The following is a 22,497-nucleotide window of genomic DNA, read 5'->3' as shown; positions in this document are numbered from 1 at the left end:
TCCTTTATAAGTCGATTTCCAAACCGTCGTAGGAGACTTCGATGCCGGCGGCATCGAGTATTTTACGTTGTTCGGAATCGTCGTCTAAGATAGGGTTGGTGTTGTTGATGTGGATCAATAGCTTGCGAGTTTTTGCAACGCCGTTCAGGACTTCTATCATGCCGCCTGCACCGGATTGAGGCAAGTGGCCTATTTCACGAGCTTTTTTGTGGCTGATGTTCTGCGTGCACATTTCGTCATCGGTCCAGAAGGTGCCGTCCACCAGTATACAATCGACGGCCTGCATGGCGGCCATCACATGCGGTTCTATTTCGCCCAGACCGGGAGAATAAAACACCTTTTTGCCGGTAGAGATTTGTTCGATGATCACGCCGATATTGTCGCCGTCATGCGGATCGTTACGGTGCGGAGAATAAGGCGGCGCCTTGCTTTTTAAAGCTTGGGTATAAAAACGCAAATCATCGATGCCGGGAATGGTAAAGCTGCTGCCGTCGTATGGAATCGGATGATGGTTGACGGTGCAGTAATCTTCCAGCATGTTGAATAAGGGAAAGCCGGTGGTCAGGTCTTGCTTGACCATTTCGGTGCAGTACACATCCAGCGGTTTGCCTTCCCTGAGCATCAGCAGGCCGGTGGTATGGTCGATCTGGCTGTCGATCAGCATGATCGCTTTAATGCCGGTATCGCGAACGCCTTCTTTAGGCTGGATAGCGGGGAAAGCTTCCAGTTGCGCACGAATGTCCGGCGAGGTATTAAACAGCAGCCAGTTTTTATTGTCGGTACTTACCGCAATGGATGACTGGGTACGGGCTTTGCCGTTCATTTCCTGGTGCCGCAAGCGATGGCAATTATGGCAGTTGCAGTTCCATTGAGGAAAACCGCCGCCTGCACCTGAACCGAGAACTCTGATCTTCATAGTATGAATAGTAACTTAGAGGGAATAAGGGCTAAATGATACGGTAATAAAAGGCGTCAGGCAAAAAAAAGGGGCTCATCAAGAGCCCCTTTTTTGATCCCAATCGAATTAACGATTGTAGATGTACATTGTTACTTCAAAACCGAAACGCAGGTCTGTGTAGCTTGGTGTTTCCCATTTCATCGTGAACCTCCAGAAGTGTTTAAATTATTATGCTAGCTTGATCAAGTAAGCTGAATTGAAGTATACGATGAACTATTTTTTTACGCAACTTTTGACATCGCCGAAAGCTGACAAACCTTGTCTTTTAAACAGTTCATGCGCTGTTTGGCAGTAAATGCAGGGGTAATAAACCAATGGTAACTGGTTAAAATTACAGGATATTTGGCTAGGTTGGGAAAGATGTTTTTTTGGGTAGGAAGAGAGTATTATTCTATTTCACCTTAAAAACAATAATACACATATAAAAATATGAGGAGGGGTCATGGGTGGAGTTACTGAGCTGTGGTTGATTATGTTAGTAATCGCTGCTGCGGCGTTCGCGCCGCTGGGTTATTTTATTTACAGGTTTACGAAAGCAGGCGACAAACCGTTCGGTGAAATTGAGCCGCATGGCGATAGTCCGTCGGTAGTGAACGATTTTGCAGAAAAAGTAATTAAATTTGTTCAGGGGTTGTTTGCCAAAAAGTAAAAATATGTTCTTGATGAGCTTTCCAGGTGATGTTATCCGCCTGGAAATTTCTCATGCCAGCAAATCTATAAGCCGCCGCAGGTCGGGCAGTTAGGGTTTTTCCTCAGTTTCATCGTATTCCATTCCATCGTTAATCCATCCAATAGTAATAACCGTCCGGCTAACGCTTCGCCGATATTCATGATCAGCTTCATTGCTTCCAGTGCCTGGATGCTGCCGACTATGCCGGTGATCGGCGCTATAACGCCGTTGGTGGCGCAGTTTTGCAATTCTTCGCCGTCATTGTCGTACAGGCAGTTGTAGCACGGGCTGTCGTTTTTACCCGGCGTAAACACAGTCACCTGACCTTCAAAGCGAATCGCTGCACCGGATACCAGCGGCGTTTGCTGTTTGACGCAGGCGCTATTGATCGCAAAGCGCGTGGAGAAGTTGTCGCTACAGTCCAAAACCACGTCCGCTTGTCTCACTTCGAAATCAAGCTGTTCACCTTTCAGTCTTTGTTTGATTGCTCTTACCTTGACATCGGGATTTAGTTTATTAAGCGTTTGGCGGGTTGAAATTACTTTATCAATCCCAATATCTGGCGTGTGATGAGCAATCTGCCTTTGCAAATTGGATAAGTCTACGACGTCATTATCATAAATAGTGAGTGTGCCGATACCTGCCGCAGCAAGATAAATAGCGGCAGGGGAACCGAGTCCTCCGGCACCGACAATCAGTATGCTGGCAGCGAGAAGTTTTTGTTGTCCCTCAATATCGATTTGAGGAAGCATGATTTGACGGCTATAACGCAGTAGTTGGTTGTCATTCATAAGTCATGTTGTTGCTGTATTGTGAGCAGAGATGATGCCAAAGAACGGGGTAGACTGCAAAAACTGATTATTGTTGGCACTCGTTGCTAGCGAGTGCTAAAATCTAAATCCGAATTTAACCTTTAATTTTAATGTTAGGAGATATTGATGAAAATACGTCCGTTACACGACAGAGTGATAGTCAAACGTGTTGAAGAAGAAACGACAACTGCCGGCGGTATTTTACTGCCAGGTTCTGCGGCCGAAAAACCAAGTCAAGGCGTCATTTTGGCGGTAGGTAATGGCAAGCAACTGGACAATGGCACAGTGCGCGCTCTGGAAGTCAAGGTCGGTGATAAAGTGCTGTTCGGCAAATATTCCGGCAACGAAGTTAAAGTTGACGGCGACGATCTTATCGTTATGCGTGAAGAAGACATCATGGGCGTTTTAGGTTAAGCCTGAGCACGTTAATCACATTCACATACAAAATAGAAAGGAATAAAAATGGCAGCAAAAGACGTATTATTCGGTGATGACGCTCGTGTCCGTATGGCGCGCGGCGTAAATATTTTAGCAAACGCAGTCAAGGTAACTTTAGGTCCTAAAGGCCGTAATGCGATTCTGGACAAAAGCTTCGGCGCTCCAACCATCACTAAAGACGGTGTATCGGTTGCTAAAGAAATCGAATTAAAAGACAAATTCGAAAATATGGGCGCGCAAATGGTTAAAGAAGTGGCTTCGCACACTTCCGATGTAGCCGGTGACGGTACAACCACTGCAACCGTATTGGCGCAATCTATCGTCAACGAAGGTTTAAAAGCCGTTGCCGCCGGCATGAACCCAATGGACTTAAAACGCGGTATTGACTTAGCCGTCATTAAAGCCGTTGAAGCGATTGTAGCTTCCGCTACGCCTTGCACCGATAACAAAGCGATTGCCCAAGTCGGTACTATCTCAGCCAACTCTGACGAATCAGTCGGCCAAATCATTGCGGAAGCGATGGAAAAAGTCGGTAAAGAAGGCGTTATTACCGTTGAAGAAGGCACAGGCCTGGACAACTCATTGGACGTAGTTGAAGGTATGCAGTTTGACCGTGGCTACTTGTCACCTTACTTCATCAACAAACAAGAAAACATGAGCGTCGAATTAGAGGACCCATTGATTCTGATCTACGACAAAAAAATCTCCAATATTCGTGACATGCTTCCAATTCTGGAAGGCGTTGCTAAAGCCGGGCGTCCTTTATTGATCGTTGCTGAAGATGTTGAAGGCGAAGCCCTGGCAACTTTGGTTGTTAACACTATTCGCGGTATCGTTAAAGTTGCAGCCGTTAAGGCCCCCGGTTTCGGCGATCGTCGTAAAGCCATGTTGGAAGACATTGCTGTATTGACTGGCGGTACTGTTATCTCTGAAGAAGTCGGTTTGAGCCTGGAAAAAGCTGAATTAGAGCAATTGGGTACCGCTAAAAAAGTACAAATCACTAAAGAAAACACCACCATCATTGATGGCGCAGGTTCTGAAGAGCAAATCAAAAGCCGTGTTGCACAAATTCGCGCACAAGCAGACGATGCAACGTCCGACTATGACAAAGAAAAACTGCAAGAGCGTCTGGCTAAATTAGCCGGCGGTGTTGCTGTCATTAAAGTGGGCGCTGCAACCGAAATCGAAATGAAAGAAAAGAAAGCCCGCGTAGAAGATGCATTGCATTCAACACGCGCAGCGGTTGAAGAAGGCGTTGTTGCCGGTGGCGGTTCTGCTCTGGTTCGCGCAATTTCTGCTCTTGATAAACTCGAAGGCATTAACCACGACCAAACAGTCGGTATTAACATTCTGCGTCGTGCGATGGAAGAACCTCTGCGTCAAATCGTTGCTAATGCGGGCGACGAACCTTCAGTAGTTTTCAATGAAGTGCAAAAAGGCACAGGTAATTTTGGTTACAATGCGGCAACCGGCGAATACGGCGATATGATCGAAATGGGTATTTTAGATCCTGCGAAAGTAACCCGTACTGCGTTGCAAAACGCAGCTTCTGTTGCCGGCTTGATGCTGACTACCGAAGTGATGATTGCTGATGCGCCTAGCGATGATAAAGGCGGTCACGGCATGCCTGATATGGGCGGCATGGGCGGTATGGGTGGCATGGGCGGCATGATGTAATCATGTTGTCTTAAAGCCCTGTTGCTTTAAGTGAAATGAAAGCCCCGGTTGTTTTTGAAACAGCCGGGGCTTTTTTTATTGTCCTTCAAGGTAAAAATTGCGTACCTCACTCTGCACACCCTCAAGCGGGACAGATGGGCGCTAAATATTAGTGTTTGCTGTTGAATAAAAGCTCAATTAAACTAGCCTGCCTGGAGAATAAGAATTAGACAAGTTGGTATGGGCCGGTAAACTGCATAAACCCGGTACAAAGAATACGCGGTCATTGCTGGATTCGCGTAGGTGACATTTTTCATAAGGCGTGCTTTTGCACTATCCATAAGGAGAATTACCATGGCACAAGAAAAAGATTATTTAAAAGATTCGTTCGGCAATGCCGTTTCTGCGATTCTCAAAGGCATCGATCGCGACGTGGAGCGGGGTGAAGATGTTCTGATGTTGGGGCTTGGCATAGTCATGCTGTCTTCCACTTTTGCACCGGTGGCGCCGCCGAGTATTCTGTTGCCTCTGGTAGCGCTTACTTTCGCTGTTTCTGCGGGCTTTGCGAGGAAAAATTATCACAACATGGAGCGAAAACTCCTGCAATCAATGGCACAGCTGGAAGGCCATGACAAAACCATCCTGCTCCCGATTGTCGCTGTTTTTTCCGAATATCCCATGCACTCTTTGGCGGAGTCGTTTAATCCGTTAAAAAACCTGAAACGAACCTGGAAAAGTGCGCTGGGCGGTCTGTTGATTAATCCGTTATGGATGCCTATTTTTTATGTGATGGGCATGCAAATCATCGAAGAAAAAAACCTGGGTATTTTGAACCGTGCCATTCTCGGTGTGGAGCAGAAAATTTGTTCTTTGTCTTCTGTCGTTTAGTGGTGCTGGAGTCGCATCAACTCAATGTGCCGTACTTTATATAATAGGCATGATGTCTCGAGTTTAAAAAATTGTTAATGACCCACGTCGCATAATCTCGTAAAATTACCCACAGTTTTGTTTTTTTATAACGGGATGAGTCCTTAAGGGGTCATCCCGTTTTGCACATTTGAGGTGACGTGTTTGACTAGGTCTGCTTTATTGCTTTTGGAAGATGGAACGGTTTTTAACGGTGTTGCCATAGGTGCAGACGGCTGTTCCGTGGGTGAGGTCGTTTTTAATACGGCTATGACCGGATATCAGGAAATTCTCAGTGATCCGTCTTATGCCCGGCAAATTGTGACATTAACCTATCCTCATGTTGGTAATGTCGGGACAACTGGCGAAGATGATGAGTCTGTCGGCGTTTTTGCCAGTGGTTTGGTGATTAGAGATCTGCCGTTGTTGGCCAGCAACTGGCGTAGCGAAAAATCCTTGCAGCAATATTTAATTGATAATGATGTCGTCGCCATTGCAGATATCGATACCCGTCAATTAACCCGGCTTTTGCGTGATAAAGGTGCTCAACGCGGTTGTATTATGGCGGGAGAGTCGATTGATCTGGATGTTGCAAAAAAAGCCATTGAAGGCTTTTCAGGGTTGAAAGGCATGGATCTGGCTAAGGAAGTCACGGTTGATCGGCCTTATGAATGGACTGAAAATATCTGGCATTTGCAAAATGGACATACGCAGGCAGAAAATCTGACCAAACATGTTGTCGCTTATGACTTTGGTGTTAAGCGTAATATTCTCAGGTTACTGTCCAATCGTGGTTGCCGCGTCACCGTTGTTCCTGCAACAACACCCGCCGAGACCGTATTGGCGATGAATCCTGATGGCGTTTTCCTGTCTAATGGCCCTGGCGATCCGGAGCCGTGTACTTATGCGATAGAGGCGATTAAAACGATACTGGAAAAGAAAATTCCGGTATTCGGCATTTGTCTGGGGCATCAGTTATTGGCTTTGGCCAGCGGCGCAAAAACCGAGAAAATGAAATTCGGCCATCATGGCGCCAACCATCCGGTTCAGGAAATAGCCACGGGCCGGGTCATGATCAGCAGCCAGAATCATGGCTTTGCGGCCAATGAAGACAGTCTTCCTGATAATGTCATAGCGACTTATCGTTCCTTATTTGACGGCAGCTTGCAGGGTATCAAACGAACGGATTGTCCTGCGATGAGTTTTCAAGGTCACCCCGAAGCAAGTCCGGGGCCTCATGATGTAGAAGCTTTATTCGATGATTTCATCGAGATGATGGAACAAGCATTGTAGGGGCGAATTCATTCGCCTTGGGCGACTAAAGTCGCCCCTACATGGATGCAGAAGCAGCGTAGCGTAACCCGACAACCGTAGGTTACGCCACCCAGTCTGCATAACTAACAGCAACATAAATGGTAACGCATACAAAATGCCAAAAAGAACCGACATAAAATCGATTTTATTACTGGGTGCAGGCCCTATCGTTATTGGTCAAGCCTGCGAGTTTGATTATTCAGGTACGCAAGCCTGTAAGGCGCTGCGGGAAGAAGGTTATCGCGTCATTCTGGTCAATTCCAATCCGGCAACGATTATGACCGACCCGGATATGGCCGATGCGACCTATATCGAGCCTATCGACTGGCAAACCGTAGAAAAAATTATCGCCAAAGAACGTCCCGATGCGATATTGCCGACCATGGGCGGACAGACTGCGTTGAACTGCGCGCTGGATCTTGATGCCAACGGCGTTTTGGAAAAGTATGGCGTTGAAATGATCGGCGCTAGCAAAGAAGCGATTAACAAAGCCGAAGACCGTGAGCTGTTCAATCAGGCGATGCGGAAAATCGGTTATGAAGTGGCAAAGTCAAAAACCGCGCATACGATGGAAGAAGCATTGGCGGCGCAGCAGGAAGTAGGTTATCCGACCGTTATTCGTCCTTCGTTTACGATGGGCGGCAGCGGTGGCGGTATCGCTTACAACAAGGAAGAGTTTGTTGAAATCTGCGAGCGCGGCCTGTATTTATCGCCAACCAACGAGTTATTGATTGAAGAGTCGGTGCTGGGCTGGAAAGAATACGAAATGGAAGTGGTACGCGATTCCAAAGACAACTGCATTATTGTCTGTTCGATTGAAAACTTCGACCCGATGGGCGTGCATACCGGCGATTCGATCACCGTAGCGCCAGCGCAAACCTTGACCGACAAGGAATATCAGATTCTGCGTAACGTCTCTCTGGCGGTATTGCGGGAGATTGGCGTCGATACCGGCGGTTCCAACGTGCAGGTCGCCATTAACCCGAAAGACGGTCGGATGATCGTTATCGAGATGAATCCGCGCGTATCGCGTTCGTCTGCGTTGGCATCCAAGGCAACCGGTTTTCCGATTGCCAAGGTGGCGGCAAAACTGGCGATAGGTTACACACTGGATGAATTGAAAAACGAGATTACCGGTGGCGCAACACCGGCATCATTTGAGCCGACCATTGATTATGTGGTCACCAAGATTCCGCGTTTTACCTTTGAAAAATTCCCGCAAGCGGATGACCGTTTGACCACGCAGATGAAGTCTGTCGGTGAAGTCATGGCCATAGGTCGCACTTTTCAGGAGTCGCTGCAAAAAGCCTTGCGTGGCCTGGAAATCGGCATCAGCGGTCTCGATGAAATTATCGACTTGAACAGGGACGATGCTCAGGAAAAAATGCAGCGTGAAATGCGCCATCCGGGGCCGGATCGTTTGCTCTATGTCGCCGATGCGTTCCGTAGCGGCATGACGTTGGACGATGTGCATGAAGCCAGTAAAATCGATCCCTGGTTTTTGGCGCAGGTGGAAGATTTGGTTATTACTGAGAAATCATTATCGACTAAAACCTTATCGACCTTGAAAGAAGGCGAGCTGTATAAATTAAAACGCAAGGGCTTTTCCGATATACGCTTGGCTAAGTTGCTGGATACCTCCGAGTCTGAAGTGCGCAATGTGCGGCATAAACAGAATATTCGCCCGGTTTATAAACGTATAGATTCCTGCGCGGCCGAGTTTTCGTCCGACACGGCTTATTTATATTCGACTTACGAACAAGAGTGCGAGGCGCGGGTTTCCGATAGAGAAAAAATCATTATTCTCGGCGGCGGACCTAACCGTATCGGTCAAGGTATCGAGTTCGATTACTGCTGTGTGCATGCGGCATTGGCATTGCGCGAAGACGGCTATGAAACCATCATGATCAATTGCAATCCTGAAACGGTTTCTACCGACTTTGACACTTCGGATCGTTTGTATTTCGAGTCGTTAACGCTGGAAGATGTGCTGGAAATCGTGCATATTGAACAGCCCAAAGGCGTGATTGTGCAGTACGGCGGTCAAACGCCGTTGAAATTGGCGCGTGCCTTGGAAGCGGCCGGTGTGCCCATTATCGGCACCTCACCGGATTCGATTGATTTGGCTGAAGACCGTGAGCGTTTCCAAAAATTGCTGGAAAGGCTGGATTTGAAACAGCCGCCCAACGCCACGGCCCGTTCTGTCGAGCAGGCGATTAATGCGGCAACAAAACTGGGTTATCCTCTGGTTGTTCGGCCTTCCTATGTATTGGGCGGTCGGGCTATGGAAATCGTCTTCAATGAAGAGGGTTTGCAGCGTTATATGAAAGAAGCAGTCAGTGTTTCCAATGATTCGCCGGTATTGCTGGATCGATTCCTTGACGATGCGGTTGAAATGGATGTTGATGCCATTTATGACGGGGAGCAGGTATTGATCGGCGGTTTGATGGAGCACATCGAGCAGGCCGGCGTGCATTCAGGCGATTCAGCGTGTTCGCTGCCTCCTTATGAATTAGCGCCAAAACTCCAGGATAAATTGCGCGAACAGGTGACCAAAATGGCGGAGGCTCTGGGCGTGATTGGTTTGATGAATACCCAGTTTGCTATTCAGGGTGAGGATATTTATGTGCTTGAAGTCAATCCAAGAGCTTCGCGTACGGCGCCTTTTGTATCCAAGGCTACGGGTTATGCGCTGGCCAAAATTGCGGCGCGCTGCATGGTTGGGCAAACCTTGGCGCAACAAGGCATTACCGAAGAACGTATTCCCGGTTACTATTCGGTTAAGGAAGCAGTATTCCCCTTTGTTAAATTTCCAGGCGTTGATCCCTTGTTGGGCCCAGAAATGAAGTCAACCGGCGAAGTGATGGGGGTGGGTAAAACCTTTGGCGAGGCTTTTGCCAAATCCCAGCGAGCTGCCGGTGTCAACTTGAATCACAGCGGTAAAGTGCTTATCAGCATTCGCGATGCCGATAAAGTTAAGTTGCCTGATATTGCCAGAATGCTGGTTGATAAAAAATATGAAATTGTCGCCACCGGAGGTACCGCAAAGTTTCTTAAAGACGCGGGCATTCCTTGTGAAGTGGTTTATAAGGTTAATGAAGGGCGGCCTAATACGGTTGATATGATCAAAAACGATCAGATTCAACTGATTATTAATACGACGGAAGGCACAAAAGCCATTTCGGATTCATTTACGATGCGTCGTGAAGCCTTGCAACACCGTGTAACGTATTACACGACCATGGCCGGAGCAAGAGCGGCCTGTTACGCGCTGGGTGAATTGGACGCAGGCGATGTGAATTGCTTGCAGGATCTGCATAAAAGTCTTATTTAAGGCGAAAGACAAGGCGAAAGGCTAAAGAGAGCGGCGACTTTCGTCATTTGCCCTTAGCCTTTCGCCTAAAAAAATAATTATTGGAGTTTTAAAAATGAATAAAGTACCTCTCACCGTCAAAGGTGCGGAAAAATTACGTGCTGAATTGGAAGAATTAAAGTCGGTTGTGCGTCCGCGTATTATTGCGTCGATTGCCACGGCTAGAGCGCACGGTGATTTGAAAGAAAACGCCGAATATCATGCGGCGAAAGAACAGCAAAGCTTTGCCGAGGGGCGTATTTCCGAAATTGAAGGTAAACTTTCTAACGCGCAAATTATTGACATTACCAAGGTGGATGCCAATGGCAAAGTGGTGTTTGGCGCGACAGTGGAAATAGAAGACATTGAAGCCGAGAGAAGGGTGACCTATCAGATTGTTGGTGAAGATGAGGCCAATATCAAGGAAGGTCGTATTTCAATCGGCTCGCCGATTGCCAGAGCCCTAATCGGTAAAGAGGTTGAAGACGTTGTTACGGTTAAAGCGCCGGGCGGCAATGTCGACTATGAAATTATCTCGATTGAGTATATTTAGGCTAAAGGGTAAAGGCAAAGAAGACGTGTCTTGTGCCTTTCGCCTTGTGCCTATTTTATTTGTCTGGATTTAAGCGGTAAATAACGATAATTTGTCCGATACCCTGAATGAGCTCGGCTCCTGTGGCCGTGCAGATTTTCTCGCTGATTAGCTTGCGTTCTTCCCGTTCAGCGCGTATCCGCACTTTAATCAGTTCGTGGCTGTTAAGTGCCAATTCAATCTCTGCCAGCACGGCTGCGGTAAGTCCTGATTGGCCTATCATAATGACGGGCTTTAAGCTGTGCGCTTGAGCCCGGAGTTTTTTCTTGTCTGCAGAGTTCACTCTTTAATTCCTAAATCAAAAGCCTAAATTTTACACTAAAATATAATTATGGGACGAAGTAAAAGCAGTAGTCGTTGGATGCAAGAACATTTTGATGATGAATACGTCAAAATGGCGCAAGCTCAGGGTTATCGTTCACGTGCGGTTTTTAAATTGAAAGAAATTCAGGATAAGGACCAGCTCATTAAGCCGGGGATGAATATTATCGATTTGGGTGCTGCTCCAGGAGGATGGTCGCAGTATGCACGACAGATTATTGGTAAAAAAGATAAGATTATATCGCTGGATATTTTGGCGATGGATCCACTGGAGGGTGTTGATTTTATACAGGGTGATTTTCGTGAGCAAGCCGTTCTTGACCAATTGTTCGCTGTGCTTGACGGAGCGCCGATCAATCTGGTGATGTCGGATATGGCGCCGAATATGAGCGGCAATAAAGGTGTAGATCAGCCCCGTTCTATTTATCTTGGAGAGTTGGCCTTGGAAACAGCCAAGGCTGTGTTGGCAAAAGAGGGGCTTTTTCTGGTTAAATTATTTCATGGTGCAGGTTTTGAGGAGTTTTATAAGGAGGTTCAGCAGTCCTTTGCAAAAGTGGTTATCAGAAAGCCAAAAGCATCAAGACCACGAAGCAATGAAGTTTATATTTTAGCTAAAGGCTTTAAATAAGCTTTTGTAGCCCTAATAACAGAATCAGGTTTGTAAAGTATGATGAGGTCGTATTTTACATGTGTAGATGAGTTCCAAATAAATAACGACAGTCAGGAAAGTTAACTCCTGATATAATTAGTCAGTTTTTAAATCGAGAGCCGTTCAGGCTCGGGGTGTGTAAATTGAACGATATGATGAAAAATATAATTCTATGGGTCGTCATTGCAGTGGTATTGATGTCCGTCTTTAATAATTTTGGTCCGCAAAATAGCCGGGCTGATTCGTCGATGTCTTATTCGCAATTTATCGAGTCCGTAAAAGCAGGCCAGGTTCAACAGGTGATGATTGAAGATAATATCATCAAAGGCAAGATGCAGGGTGGCCAGATATTTAAAACTTATGCACCTTCCGATCCCCATTTAGTTGATGATTTGCTGGAAAACGGTGTTGAAATTAAAGCCGTTCCGCCTGAGCAACCTTCTATGTTAATGCAGTTGCTGGTTTCTTTTGGGCCGATGTTGCTGCTGATTGCAGTATGGGTTTTCTTCATGCGGCAAATGCAGGGGGGAGCAGGCGGTGGTCGTGGGGCAATGAATTTTGGTAAAAGCAAAGCCCGTATGCTTGAAGAAGATCAGATTAAAGTCACTTTTGCCGATGTAGCCGGTTGTGATGAGGCTAAAGAAGAAGTCGTTGAAATGGTCGATTTTCTTAAAGACCCGGCGAAATATCAGAAATTAGGTGGAAAAATTCCTCGCGGGGCGTTGATGATCGGCCCTCCGGGAACGGGAAAAACTTTGCTGGCCCGAGCAATTGCCGGTGAGGCTAAAGTGCCGTTCTTCACAATTTCAGGCTCGGATTTTGTTGAAATGTTTGTCGGTGTGGGCGCATCCCGTGTGCGTGACATGTTTGAACAAGCTAAAAAACATGCGCCCTGTATTATTTTTATTGATGAAATAGATGCAGTTGGTCGTCAGCGCGGTGCCGGTTTGGGCGGTGGCAATGACGAGCGTGAGCAAACTCTAAACCAGTTGCTGGTTGAGATGGATGGCTTTGAGGGTAACGAAGGCATTATTGTCATTGCCGCTACAAACCGCCCCGATATATTGGATAAGGCTTTATTGCGTCCAGGCCGATTTGATCGTCAGGTAACGGTAGGTCTGCCGGATGTCAGGGGGCGTGAGCAGATTCTCGCAGTGCATGTTAAAAAAGTGCCGACTGCTGATGATGTTGAGGTTAAATATATAGCACAAGGTACTCCGGGATTTTCTGGAGCCGATTTGGCTAATTTGATCAATGAAGCCGCTTTATTCGCCGCCAGAATGAATAAGCGTGTGGTCAGTATGGCGGATTTGGAAAAAGCCAAGGATAAGTTGATCATGGGTGTTGAAAGAACCTCTATGGTTATGAACGAGAAAGAAAAGAAAATGACCGCTTATCATGAAGCAGGGCATGCGATAGTCGGCAAGCTGGTTCCTGAGCATGATCCTGTCTATAAGGTTAGCATTATGCCTAGAGGTCGTGCGCTGGGTGTTACCATGTTTTTGCCGGAACGAGATCAGTACAGCGCCAGCAAGCAAAAATTGGACAGTATGATTTCCAGTTTGTACGGCGGCCGCATCGCCGAGGAAGTGGTTTTCGGCCGTGAGCAAGTCAGTACCGGTGCATCCAACGATATTGAGCGAGCCACTGAGTTGGCTAGAAATATGGTGACTAAATGGGGCTTTTCTCAGCGCCTAGGGCCATTGTCCTATAGTGAAGAAGAAGGCGAAGTTTTTCTGGGGCGTTCGGTGACGCAGCATAAAACGGTTGCCGAAGAGACATCGCATACCATTGATGAAGAAATTCGCTCTTTCATTGATCGGAATTACGAACGTGCCGAAGTAATCTTGAAAGAAAATATGGATATTCTCCATGCTATGGCGGAGGCGTTGATGAAGTATGAGACGATCGACAAATTTCAAATTGAGGATTTGATGGCTCGCAAGTCGGTCAGAGATCCTCAGGGATGGGATGATAAGCCGCCTTCTCATGGCGAAGTAATAACAGATGATGTTAAGAGTAAGGGGGGGGTGAAAAATGAGAAATCAATTGGCGGCACCGCCGAGCAAAGCTAATAGCATCCTTAGCTGACACGAAAGGAGAGGCGTAATGCCTCTCCTTTTTTTTGTATGTAATTTTAAAAAGGCAAAATCCGTAAATAGTCGATTTTTGTCTTTAGTTTTTTTACCTGTTTTTAGGCTTTAGAATCATGACAAAAAAATATTTTGGAACAGATGGTATCAGAGGTAGGGTGGGGGAACATCCAATAACAGCAGATTTCTTTCTGAAGTTAGGTTGGGCTGCTGGGCGGGTATTTGCAAGCGAAGGGCATGGTTTTGTTCTGGTTGGTAAAGATACGCGTATTTCGGGTTATATGTTTGAGTCGGCATTGGAGGCAGGGTTAACAGCGGCAGGTGTTGATACTCGTTTGTTAGGCCCCATGCCAACACCGGGTATAGCTTACTTAACCCGCACTTTAAGAGCGCAAGCGGGTATTGTCATTAGCGCCTCTCACAATCCTTATTATGATAATGGGGTTAAGTTTTTCTCGGTGCAGGGAATGAAGCTACCTGATGAGATAGAGCAAAAAATAGAACGGCATCTTGACTCGCCGATGACTACGGTAGAGTCGGCAAAATTGGGCAAGGCGAAACGGTTGGATGATGCTGCCGGTCGATATATTGAATTTTGTAAAGCTAGTGTGCCGACGCGACTTGATTTTAGCGGTATGAGAATAATACTGGATTGTGCTCATGGAGCAACTTATCACATAGCTCCTCATGTGTTTAGTGAGGTGGGTGCTGAAGTTGTTACGATAGGTGCAGAGCCGGATGGTCTTAATATTAATGACGAATGCGGTGCAACCAAGCCGGAAAGACTGGCGGCAACAGTTTTAGCTTACCGAGCAGATTTTGGCATTGCTCTGGATGGTGATGGTGATCGATTGGTGATGGTTGATCATAAGGGTGAAATTGTTGATGGTGACGAGCTTATTTATATTATTGCTAAAGCTAGACTGGATGCAGGGCAGATGTCCGGGCCTGTCGTAGGCACGTTAATGACAAATCTGGGCATGGAGCACGGCTTGAAAAAGTTGGGAGTCAATCTGCTTAGGGCAAATGTCGGTGATCGGTATGTCATGGAAATGTTGGCTGAGCATAAAGGAATTTTAGGCGGTGAAAATTCCGGTCATATCATTTGTCTGGATAAGACAACAACGGGGGATGGTATTATTGCTGCCTTGCAGATCATGGCTGAAATGCAATGTACAGGTAAGAATTTACATGAATTGAAATCCGGTATGCAAAAATATCCGCAAGTTTTGGTGAACGTAAAAACAAGCAAGAAAATAAATCCGGAGCAGGATGATGGTATACAAAAAGCAGTGAAAGCGGTTGAGAAAAAGCTCGGAGATAGTGGGCGGGTGTTGCTTAGAGTCTCGGGAACAGAGCCGTTAATTCGTGTAATGGTCGAGGGTCAACAGGAAGATTTGGTTAGAAATTACGCGCAACAAATAGCTGATGAGGTTAAGAAAGCAATGGGGGCTTGAATTAGGCGCTATTAATATATATTATAGGCGATTTGATTCTATGTGAGGAGTAGTGATGCGTCGGTCTCTAGTTGTAGGAAATTGGAAGATGAATGGAACTCTTGCCAGTGCTGAGTTACTTGTGAAAGGTATCATTGCCGGGTTAGGAGAAAATAACGCGGATATAGCAGTATGTGTGCCTTATGTGCATATACCGAAAGTCAGTGAATTGGTAAGAAGCACTTCATTGGCATTGGGTGCGCAAAGCGTTGGAGATAAACCTTCAGGCGCATTTACCGGCGAAATTTCGGCAGCGATGTTAAGTGAATTCAATTGCAAGTATGCTCTTGTAGGGCATTCAGAAAGACGCAGTTATTACGGCGATACTGACGAATCGGTAGCTGCACGATTTTGTCAGGCACAAGAGCAAAATATCATTCCCGTTCTCTGCGTTGGTGAAACGTTGGAGCAACGCGAACAAAACCAGACTTTTGCGGTGATTGATGCTCAGCTTGATGCTGTGATTAATTTGGCGGGTATTGCTGCTTTTAGTGCGGCAGTAATTGCTTATGAGCCTGTATGGGCTATAGGAACAGGAAAGACGGCGACTGATGATCAAGCTCAGGAAGTTCATCGGTACATAAGGCAGTACATTGCTGCTAAAGATCAAGCCATTGCCGATAAAATACAGATTTTATATGGCGGTAGTGCTAAACCGGATAATGCAAAAGGCTTATTTGCGATGCCGGATATTGACGGCGGTTTAATTGGTGGGGCTTCGTTGGATGCGGAATCCTTTTTGAAGATTTATCATTCAATTTAGAGTAATTTAAACTTTATTATGTATCAGGTAATTATTGTTATTCATGTGCTGTTGGGTTTAGGGGTTGTTGGGTTAGTATTAATGCAACAAGGAAAAGGTGCTGATGCAGGCGCAGCTTTTGGCACGGGCTCTTCAGGTTCTGTTTTTGGGGCTCAGGGGGCAGCATCGTTCTTGTCTCGAGCTACAGCAATTCTAGCAACTTTATTTTTTATGACCAGTTTGGGGCTTGCGGTTTTGAATGGTAAGCAGGGCGCTGCTTATGACTTAATGAACGCCCCCAAGGTTGAGCAGGATACGCTTGGTATTCCTGATGTGGGTGGCGAAAAAGGTGTGGTCGGTACCTCTCCAGTGCCTGCCGTCGAATCTGAAGAAGTGCCTGCTGCAGTTCCTGCAACCGAGTAAGCAATTGAAAAAAGTAATAAATACTATTTGAAATATAAGTGAAGACGCTGTGAAAATAACAAAATGATATGCGTTAGATAGTATTTTTACGATCAAGTTTTAGCCGATGTGGTGAAATTGGTAGACACGCCATCTTGAGGGGGTGGTAACGAAAGTTGTGCCGGTTCAAATCCGGCCATCGGCACCAAATATATACCCTGCTAGAGGTTTTCTCTAGTGGGGTGTTTTTTTGTTTGCTACAACGAAAAATACATAAATTAAGTTTCTAGAATAGAAGTGCGATACAGCAAAATAATTAAGCTATACTAAAAAGGTTATGCATAGAGTGCTGTAATATTCGCACAGAGTTTTGCTTGGTAAATTAGAGATTAATGGAGAAAACAATGGCAAGTATTCTTGCAGTTGACGATTCAGCTTCAATGAGAAAAATGGTTTCATTTACTTTAAGAGCTGCTGGATACGATGTCGAAGAGGCGGTGGATGGAGTTGATGCTTTAGAAAAAGCACAGGCTAGGACATTTGATTGCGTAGTAACCGATGTCAATATGCCAAATAAAGACGGAATCACTTTAATTAGAGACTTGAGAGCACTCCCGGATTATAAATTTATTCCGATGCTGATGCTGACAACTGAGTCAGGCATCGAAAAAAAACAAGAAGGTAAAGCTGCCGGCGCAACGGGATGGATGGTTAAGCCGTTTAATCCTGATCAATTATTAAAAACATTACTAAAAGTTTTGGGCTAATCAATACTATCATGCCGAAGTGTGTTAAGCGCATGCAGGAAAATCTATACCTATTAAAAGGTTCTAATCCCATGCGACTTTATTCTGAATATTTAGATGAAGGGTTTAAGTATTTATCCAGGCAGGTATCAATAAAAAAGTTTTTGGGTTGATTTTTAATCTTGTTTAAATGAATTTAGGCGCATACAGGTAAGTCTATGTCTATTGATATGTCACAATTCCATCAGATCTTTTTTGAAGAATGTTTCGAAGGTCTTGAAGCAATGGAGTCAGGATTGTTAACTCTCGATATGGGGGCTATTGATTCAGAAATAATCAATACCATTTTCAGGGGAGCGCATTCGATAAAGGGCGGCAGTGGAACTTTTGGTTTTACTGTCATTGCTGATTATACCCATATCATGGAAACCCTGCTCGATGAAATGCGGGATGGGCGTAGGCAGGTAACCCAGCCTGCAGTGGATGTTTTGCTTGGATCTGTTGACTGCCTTAGAGAGATGTTGACGGCAATTCAAAATGAACAGGTTGTTAATGATGTCAGCGTAACAAAGCACAAAACGGCTTTGGAAATTGTGCTTAATGGCGGTTCGATGGAGAAAGAATCCGTGTCTCCAGTTGAACCGGAATGGCCAAGTGAAGAAGCTGTTGTCAATATTGCCCCTGATAGTATTGAAGAAAAATCCGTTGAATTAGCAGAACAGGGCTGGAAAATAGCTTTTTGCCCCTATTTGGATTTGCTTCAAACTGGTAATGATCCTGTCAGGCTGTTTCGTGAATTGAATGAGCTAGGTGAATTAACAACCATGGCTAATATTCAGGATGTTCCCGGTTTTTATGAATTAGATTCCGAGGAATGTAATATTTCTTGGGATTTAAAAGTTGCCGGGGATATTTCCGAAGATGAAATCAGGGAAATATTCAATTGGGTTGAAGGCGATTGTGAAATGGAAATTCAGCCGCTCGCCAAAGCCGTAAAGCCACCCCCCGCTATAAAAAAAGCCGATCCTGAACCCGCCCCGGTAATTGCACCTAATGATCCAGTCCCAAACCCCGTAGAGGCCAAACCTAAGGTGGTTGCCGAAACCAAAAAGGCGGATACTCAAGATTCTGACAATGAAGTCGCAAAAACCACGGCAAAAGCCAGTTCGATTCGGGTCGATACGGATAAAATCGATACGTTAATCAATATGGTTGGCGAGGTTGTGATCACCCAGTCTATGCTGGGTTTAGTTGGCGAGAACTTTACCATGGACAAGGTGGGTCAGCTTAAAAGAGGGCTTGCCCAGTTAGAACGGCATACCCGGGATTTACAACAAAGCGTCATGAATATTCGGATGCTACCGATCAGTTTTGTTTTTAGCCGATTTCCACGGCTAGTACATGATATTAGCAGCAAATTAGATAAAAAAATTGTACTGAAACTGGTCGGAGAAAATACCGAGGTTGATAAGGCTGTCGTTGAGCTAATTAATGATCCGTTAGTTCATTTGATTAGGAATAGCCTTGATCACGGTATAGAAATGCCTGCTGATCGGGTCGCAGCAGGCAAGCAGGAAACAGGAACCATCGAACTGAAGGCGTATCATCGCGGCGGTCATATTGTCATAGAAATTATTGATGATGGTCGCGGATTGGATAAAGATAAGTTATTGGCAAAGGCTATAGAAAAAGGCTTGATTGAAGAAAGTAACCTCCTTACCGAAAAGCAGATATTTGAACTGATCTTTATGCCGGGGTTTTCTACAGCCGAACAGCTCACTGATATTTCCGGTCGCGGTGTGGGCATGGATGTTGTGAGAAGGAATATCCAGTCATTAGGCGGCAACATAGAAATTATTTCAGAGCTGGGTAAAGGAACGACCATAGCAATCCATTTGCCGTTAACGTTGGCAATCCTTGACGGTCAGTCTGTTGCGGTTGGTGATGAGACCTACATTGTGCCATTGGTGTCAATTATTGAATCAATTAATATTACCGAAAAAATGTTAAATAAAGTTGCGGGTAAAGGAGAAACCTTTCGCTTGCGCAATGAATATTTACCTGTAATTAGAATGCGCGGAATTTTTAATGTGCATTCAGGCGATTCGACCAAGTCGAAAGAGGGGGTGCTTGTTGTCGTAGAGGGTCAAGGAGAACTGTGTTGTTTACTGGTAGATGAGTTATTGGGGCAACAACAGGTTGTTATTAAATCATTGGAAGCAAATTACCGGCGGGTGGAAGGCGTTTCAGGTGCAACTATTTTGGGTGATGGTTCCGTTGCACTGATTCTTGATGTTCCAGGCTTGGTCCGTTTTTCAATTCGCTAATACATAGATAAAAGCAGACATGGCACAACAAGCTGAAAATAAAGATATTGACCAATATCACTACAGTAAAAACCTGGATAATGCGGTGCAATATCTGAGTTTCGCCTTAGGCCAAGAAGAATATGGAGTTGATATCCTTCGGGTACAGGAAATACGAAGTTGGGAACCCGTTTCCAGAATACCTAATGTTCCCTACTATGAAAAAGGTGTGGTTAATTTACGCGGTTCTATTGTGCCGATTCTCGATTTGAGAGAAAGGTTTAATTTAAGTAAAGCCGAATATACCCCGTTGACGGTAGTTGTGGTATTGCAAACTGGCGATAACAACAAGACACGGATAATGGGTGTTGTTGTCGACTCGGTTTCTGATGTCATTAGTGTGGATAAGACTGAAATTCAAGGCGCTCCAGACTTTGGGGCTAAAGTCAGTAACGAATTCATTAACGGACTGGTATCTGTTAATGAACGCATGGTGATGCTGCTTGATGTAGACAAATTACTGAAACTAGAGGAATTGGATCAGGATGAAAGTTAAAGCCTGTGCTCTTCGGCAACTGCTTCTGCGTTGCTCTACCTCCTACATCCTTGTAGGCAGCGATATTAATGTATTTGGCAAGGTTTGTGAAATTTTAAGAGGTAGCGTAGCGTGAAAATTAATATGCCGATAACGAATAATGAAGTCCTTCTGAAAAAAGGAGCAATCCTGGTTTCAAGAACCGACTTGATGGGACGTATTACCTACGTCAATGATGCATTTGTTGAAACGAGCGGATTTACCCGTGATGAGTTGATGGGGCAGGAGCATAATATCGTCCGTCATCCAGACATGCCCGCTGAGGCTTATGAAGACTTATGGATAACCTTAAAACAGCTTAGACCCTGGCAGGGGTTGGTCAAAAACAGGTGTAAAAACGGCGACCATTATTGGGTCGAGGCCAATGCCATGCCGTTATTTAAAAATGGCCAAGTCTATGAATACCTTTCTGTTAGGCATCCTCCAAAGCGTGATCTGATTCCTGCTACGGAGCAGTTATACAAAAAAATCAACGCCGGTGAAGCAAAATTAAGGCCGAGTGGTTTAGCGGTGATGGCTAAATCAATTAGCGAAATTGCCATAGCGAAAAAAAATGCTTTTGTAGTAGCGGCTTTTTTAGCGCCTATATTTTTTCTGATGTATCGATTGTTCCTGACACAGGAATACGTCTTGTTAACCGGTGTTGCTTTGTTAGCCATGATGGCATCGGCACTCAGCATCAATATGACCAAGGTAATAATCGATACGCTGGAAACGGCAATCACTACTTGTTACCGGCTGAGCAGTGGCGCTTTCGGAAATAAAGTGGACTTGAAGCGGAATGATCAGCTGGGCGATTTTTTGCGTGGTCTGTATAGTATGGAGGTCAAACTGGGTGTGGATTTGGCCAATTTCAAGCAAGGTCTTGCAGAATCGAAACGGATTACTCAGGCTCTGGACAATGTTCAATCCCCTGTCATGGTAGCGAATAAGAATTTTGAGATTATTTATATGAACGATAGCGTTCAGAGGATGTTCAAGACGGCGGAAAGCGATATTCGCAACCAATTGCCCGGTTTCTCCGTCGATAAATTGATGGGTTCAAATGTTGATCAATACCACGCTACTGTTAAAGGTGGGATATTGGAAAAATCACAAGAACCACTTAGATCGCAACTGGTTATTGGAGGTCGGCATATGAGCATTATCGCTAGTCCCGTTAATAGTGATGGTGAGCGTATAGGTTATGTGACTGAATGGCAGGATAGAACTCACGAAGTTTTAATTGAGCAAGAAATCGATCATCTAGTGCAGGGTGTTAAAGCCGGTGACTTGAGTGCGCGTATAAAATTAACTGACAAACAGGGATTTACTAAAGCATTGTCTGTCGGCATCAATGAATTAACGGATGTCATTGAGAGTGTGTTTGGTGATGTTAACCGAGTCATGGAAAACATGGCTGAAGGCGATTTAACCACCGCCATCACCAATGAATACCAAGGCGTTTACGCGGAGTGCAAGAATAATATTAATAGTACCTTGGCAAAACTCAGCGAATTCATCATTCAAATCAGGGATGCCGCTGATTTTATAGATAGTTCATCACAGGAAATGGCCAGCGGTAATAATAATCTGTCACATCGAGCTGAACAGCAGGCGGCCAGCTTGGAAGAAACGGCTGCCAGCATGGAAGAGCTAGCCAGTACCGTAAAAAATAATGCGCAGAATACGGTTCAAGCAACGGAAGTTGTTAATTCAGCAAGCCAATTAGCTCAAAAAGGCGGCGGCGTAGTTAAGTCCGCCATTCTTGCAATGCAGGAAATTAATGAGAGCAGTAATAAAATTGCCGAGATTATCGGCGTAATTGATGAAATTGCCTTCCAAACTAATCTGTTGGCATTAAACGCGTCTGTAGAAGCGGCCAGGGCCGGAGAGCAGGGGCGTGGATTCTCGGTTGTTGCAACCGAAGTGCGTAACCTGGCTCAACGAAGCGCAACTGCCGCACAGCAAAGTAATGAACTGATTCAGAACAGTGTGCAGAAAGTTCGTGCCGGAACGGCATTCGTTAATGAAACAGGCGTAGCGCTAACTGAAATTGTCGAAAGTGTTGCCAAAGTCGGCGATATTGTTGCGCACATTGCCAGTGCCAGTTCAGAACAATCAGCGGGTATCGAGCAAGTCAATCAAGCGGTTTCTCAAATGGACGATATTACTCAGCAAAATGCGGCTTTGGCGGAACAGGCTGCAGCAGGGAGTATTGCGATGAGCGAACAATCTACCCATATGACTCAGTTGCTTAGCTTCTTTAGGGTTAACTCAAAAAACGGATCGGCGGCGGCTAGACCGGTTGCGCACAGTAGTAGGGCGCCAGCAGTACCTGTAAGGGCGCCGACAAAAAAAGCGGTGGCTCCTGCTGCTTTGTCAGCGAGTAAGCCAAAAATAGATAGCAGCGATGAATGGGAAGAGTTTTAATCAGGGTACGAGGCGCAAGGCAGGGTTTTTAAATTGC

20 protein-coding genes and 1 tRNA gene are annotated in these 22,497 nt (G+C 45.5%); 17 read left to right on the top strand and 4 right to left on the bottom strand.

Features of this window, described 5'->3' with window-relative positions:
- Positions 1–4 precede the first annotated feature (4 nt).
- Together pqqB and pqqA are read right to left on the bottom strand one after the other, a co-directional pair.
- The gene (pqqB, locus tag RW114_RS03140; protein ID WP_340121252.1) at positions 5–916 is read right to left on the bottom strand and encodes a pyrroloquinoline quinone biosynthesis protein PqqB; all 912 of its coding nucleotides are present in this window, start codon (positions 914–916) and stop codon (positions 5–7) included.
- Positions 917–1,024: 108 nt separating this feature from the next.
- Positions 1,025–1,099, bottom strand: a complete 75-nt coding sequence (pqqA, locus tag RW114_RS03135; protein WP_006892363.1) for a pyrroloquinoline quinone precursor peptide PqqA — start codon at positions 1,097–1,099, stop codon at positions 1,025–1,027.
- A gap of 301 nt (positions 1,100–1,400) precedes the next feature.
- On the opposite strand from pqqA, the gene RW114_RS03130 reads away from it, so the two are divergent.
- Positions 1,401–1,607 carry a hypothetical protein gene (locus RW114_RS03130; protein ID WP_340121251.1) on the top strand — a complete coding sequence of 69 codons (207 nt, stop codon included), beginning with the start codon at positions 1,401–1,403 and terminating at the stop codon, positions 1,605–1,607.
- 65 nt (positions 1,608–1,672) lie between these two features.
- Here the strand turns inward: RW114_RS03130 and RW114_RS03125 are convergent, their stop codons facing one another.
- Entirely contained in the window at positions 1,673–2,419 is a 747-nt protein-coding gene (locus RW114_RS03125) for a HesA/MoeB/ThiF family protein (RefSeq protein ID WP_340121250.1), read from the bottom strand.
- Positions 2,420–2,566: 147 nt separating this feature from the next.
- Between RW114_RS03125 and RW114_RS03120 the strand changes: the two genes are divergently transcribed.
- The 6 genes from RW114_RS03120 to greA all read left to right on the top strand — a co-directional run bounded on the left by RW114_RS03120 (position 2,567) and on the right by greA (position 10,659).
- Complete coding sequence (locus RW114_RS03120) at positions 2,567–2,854, top strand: co-chaperone GroES (RefSeq protein WP_027150914.1); 288 nt, start codon at positions 2,567–2,569, stop codon at positions 2,852–2,854.
- Between the two features lie 48 nt (positions 2,855–2,902).
- Positions 2,903–4,555, top strand: coding sequence for a chaperonin GroEL (gene groL, locus RW114_RS03115; RefSeq protein WP_340121249.1), 1,653 nt, complete (start codon positions 2,903–2,905; stop codon positions 4,553–4,555).
- Positions 4,556–4,888: 333 nt separating this feature from the next.
- The gene (locus RW114_RS03110) at positions 4,889–5,422 is read left to right on the top strand and encodes a hypothetical protein (protein ID WP_340121248.1); all 534 of its coding nucleotides are present in this window, start codon (positions 4,889–4,891) and stop codon (positions 5,420–5,422) included.
- Between the two features lie 183 nt (positions 5,423–5,605).
- Entirely contained in the window at positions 5,606–6,733 is a 1,128-nt protein-coding gene (gene carA, locus RW114_RS03105; protein ID WP_340121247.1) for a glutamine-hydrolyzing carbamoyl-phosphate synthase small subunit, read from the top strand.
- Between the two features lie 136 nt (positions 6,734–6,869).
- Positions 6,870–10,088: a carbamoyl-phosphate synthase large subunit gene (gene carB / locus RW114_RS03100; RefSeq protein ID WP_340121246.1), complete on the top strand. Its 3,219-nt coding sequence runs from the start codon at positions 6,870–6,872 to the stop codon at positions 10,086–10,088.
- A 94-nt stretch (positions 10,089–10,182) separates the two neighbouring features.
- Positions 10,183–10,659, top strand: a complete 477-nt coding sequence (gene greA, locus RW114_RS03095) for a transcription elongation factor GreA (protein WP_340121245.1) — start codon at positions 10,183–10,185, stop codon at positions 10,657–10,659.
- 55 nt (positions 10,660–10,714) lie between these two features.
- On the opposite strand, the gene yhbY is transcribed toward greA, so the two are convergent.
- The gene (gene yhbY / locus RW114_RS03090; protein WP_340121244.1) at positions 10,715–10,981 is read right to left on the bottom strand and encodes a ribosome assembly RNA-binding protein YhbY; all 267 of its coding nucleotides are present in this window, start codon (positions 10,979–10,981) and stop codon (positions 10,715–10,717) included.
- Between the two features lie 45 nt (positions 10,982–11,026).
- Between yhbY and rlmE the strand changes: the two genes are divergently transcribed.
- The 10 genes from rlmE to RW114_RS03040 all read left to right on the top strand — a co-directional run bounded on the left by rlmE (position 11,027) and on the right by RW114_RS03040 (position 22,460).
- Positions 11,027–11,647, top strand: coding sequence for a 23S rRNA (uridine(2552)-2'-O)-methyltransferase RlmE (gene rlmE, locus RW114_RS03085; protein ID WP_422614780.1), 621 nt, complete (start codon positions 11,027–11,029; stop codon positions 11,645–11,647).
- A 173-nt stretch (positions 11,648–11,820) separates the two neighbouring features.
- Entirely contained in the window at positions 11,821–13,743 is a 1,923-nt protein-coding gene (gene ftsH, locus RW114_RS03080; protein ID WP_340121242.1) for an ATP-dependent zinc metalloprotease FtsH, read from the top strand.
- A gap of 134 nt (positions 13,744–13,877) precedes the next feature.
- Positions 13,878–15,218 carry a phosphoglucosamine mutase gene (glmM, locus tag RW114_RS03075; protein ID WP_340121241.1) on the top strand — a complete coding sequence of 447 codons (1,341 nt, stop codon included), beginning with the start codon at positions 13,878–13,880 and terminating at the stop codon, positions 15,216–15,218.
- A 55-nt stretch (positions 15,219–15,273) separates the two neighbouring features.
- Complete coding sequence (gene tpiA / locus RW114_RS03070) at positions 15,274–16,020, top strand: triose-phosphate isomerase (protein WP_340121240.1); 747 nt, start codon at positions 15,274–15,276, stop codon at positions 16,018–16,020.
- Positions 16,021–16,038: 18 nt separating this feature from the next.
- Positions 16,039–16,422: a preprotein translocase subunit SecG gene (secG, locus tag RW114_RS03065; RefSeq protein ID WP_340121239.1), complete on the top strand. Its 384-nt coding sequence runs from the start codon at positions 16,039–16,041 to the stop codon at positions 16,420–16,422.
- A 102-nt stretch (positions 16,423–16,524) separates the two neighbouring features.
- A tRNA-Leu gene (locus tag RW114_RS03060) sits at positions 16,525–16,609 on the top strand.
- A 196-nt stretch (positions 16,610–16,805) separates the two neighbouring features.
- Positions 16,806–17,168, top strand: coding sequence for a response regulator (locus RW114_RS03055; protein ID WP_340121238.1), 363 nt, complete (start codon positions 16,806–16,808; stop codon positions 17,166–17,168).
- A gap of 197 nt (positions 17,169–17,365) precedes the next feature.
- Complete coding sequence (locus tag RW114_RS03050; protein ID WP_340121237.1) at positions 17,366–19,474, top strand: chemotaxis protein CheA; 2,109 nt, start codon at positions 17,366–17,368, stop codon at positions 19,472–19,474.
- Between the two features lie 19 nt (positions 19,475–19,493).
- A complete protein-coding gene (locus tag RW114_RS03045) occupies positions 19,494–20,009 on the top strand; it encodes a chemotaxis protein CheW (RefSeq protein WP_340121236.1) in 516 nt (171 codons plus the stop codon).
- Positions 20,010–20,120: 111 nt separating this feature from the next.
- Positions 20,121–22,460 carry a methyl-accepting chemotaxis protein gene (locus tag RW114_RS03040; protein WP_340121235.1) on the top strand — a complete coding sequence of 780 codons (2,340 nt, stop codon included), beginning with the start codon at positions 20,121–20,123 and terminating at the stop codon, positions 22,458–22,460.
- Positions 22,461–22,497: the final 37 nt, after the last annotated feature.

This window comes from Methylobacter svalbardensis (assembly GCF_037671525.1).
Lineage (GTDB): Bacteria > Pseudomonadota > Gammaproteobacteria > Methylococcales > Methylomonadaceae > Methylobacter_A > Methylobacter_A svalbardensis.
Note: the sequence above shows the minus strand (reverse complement) of the source record. Positions and strands in the feature narration are given on the sequence as shown.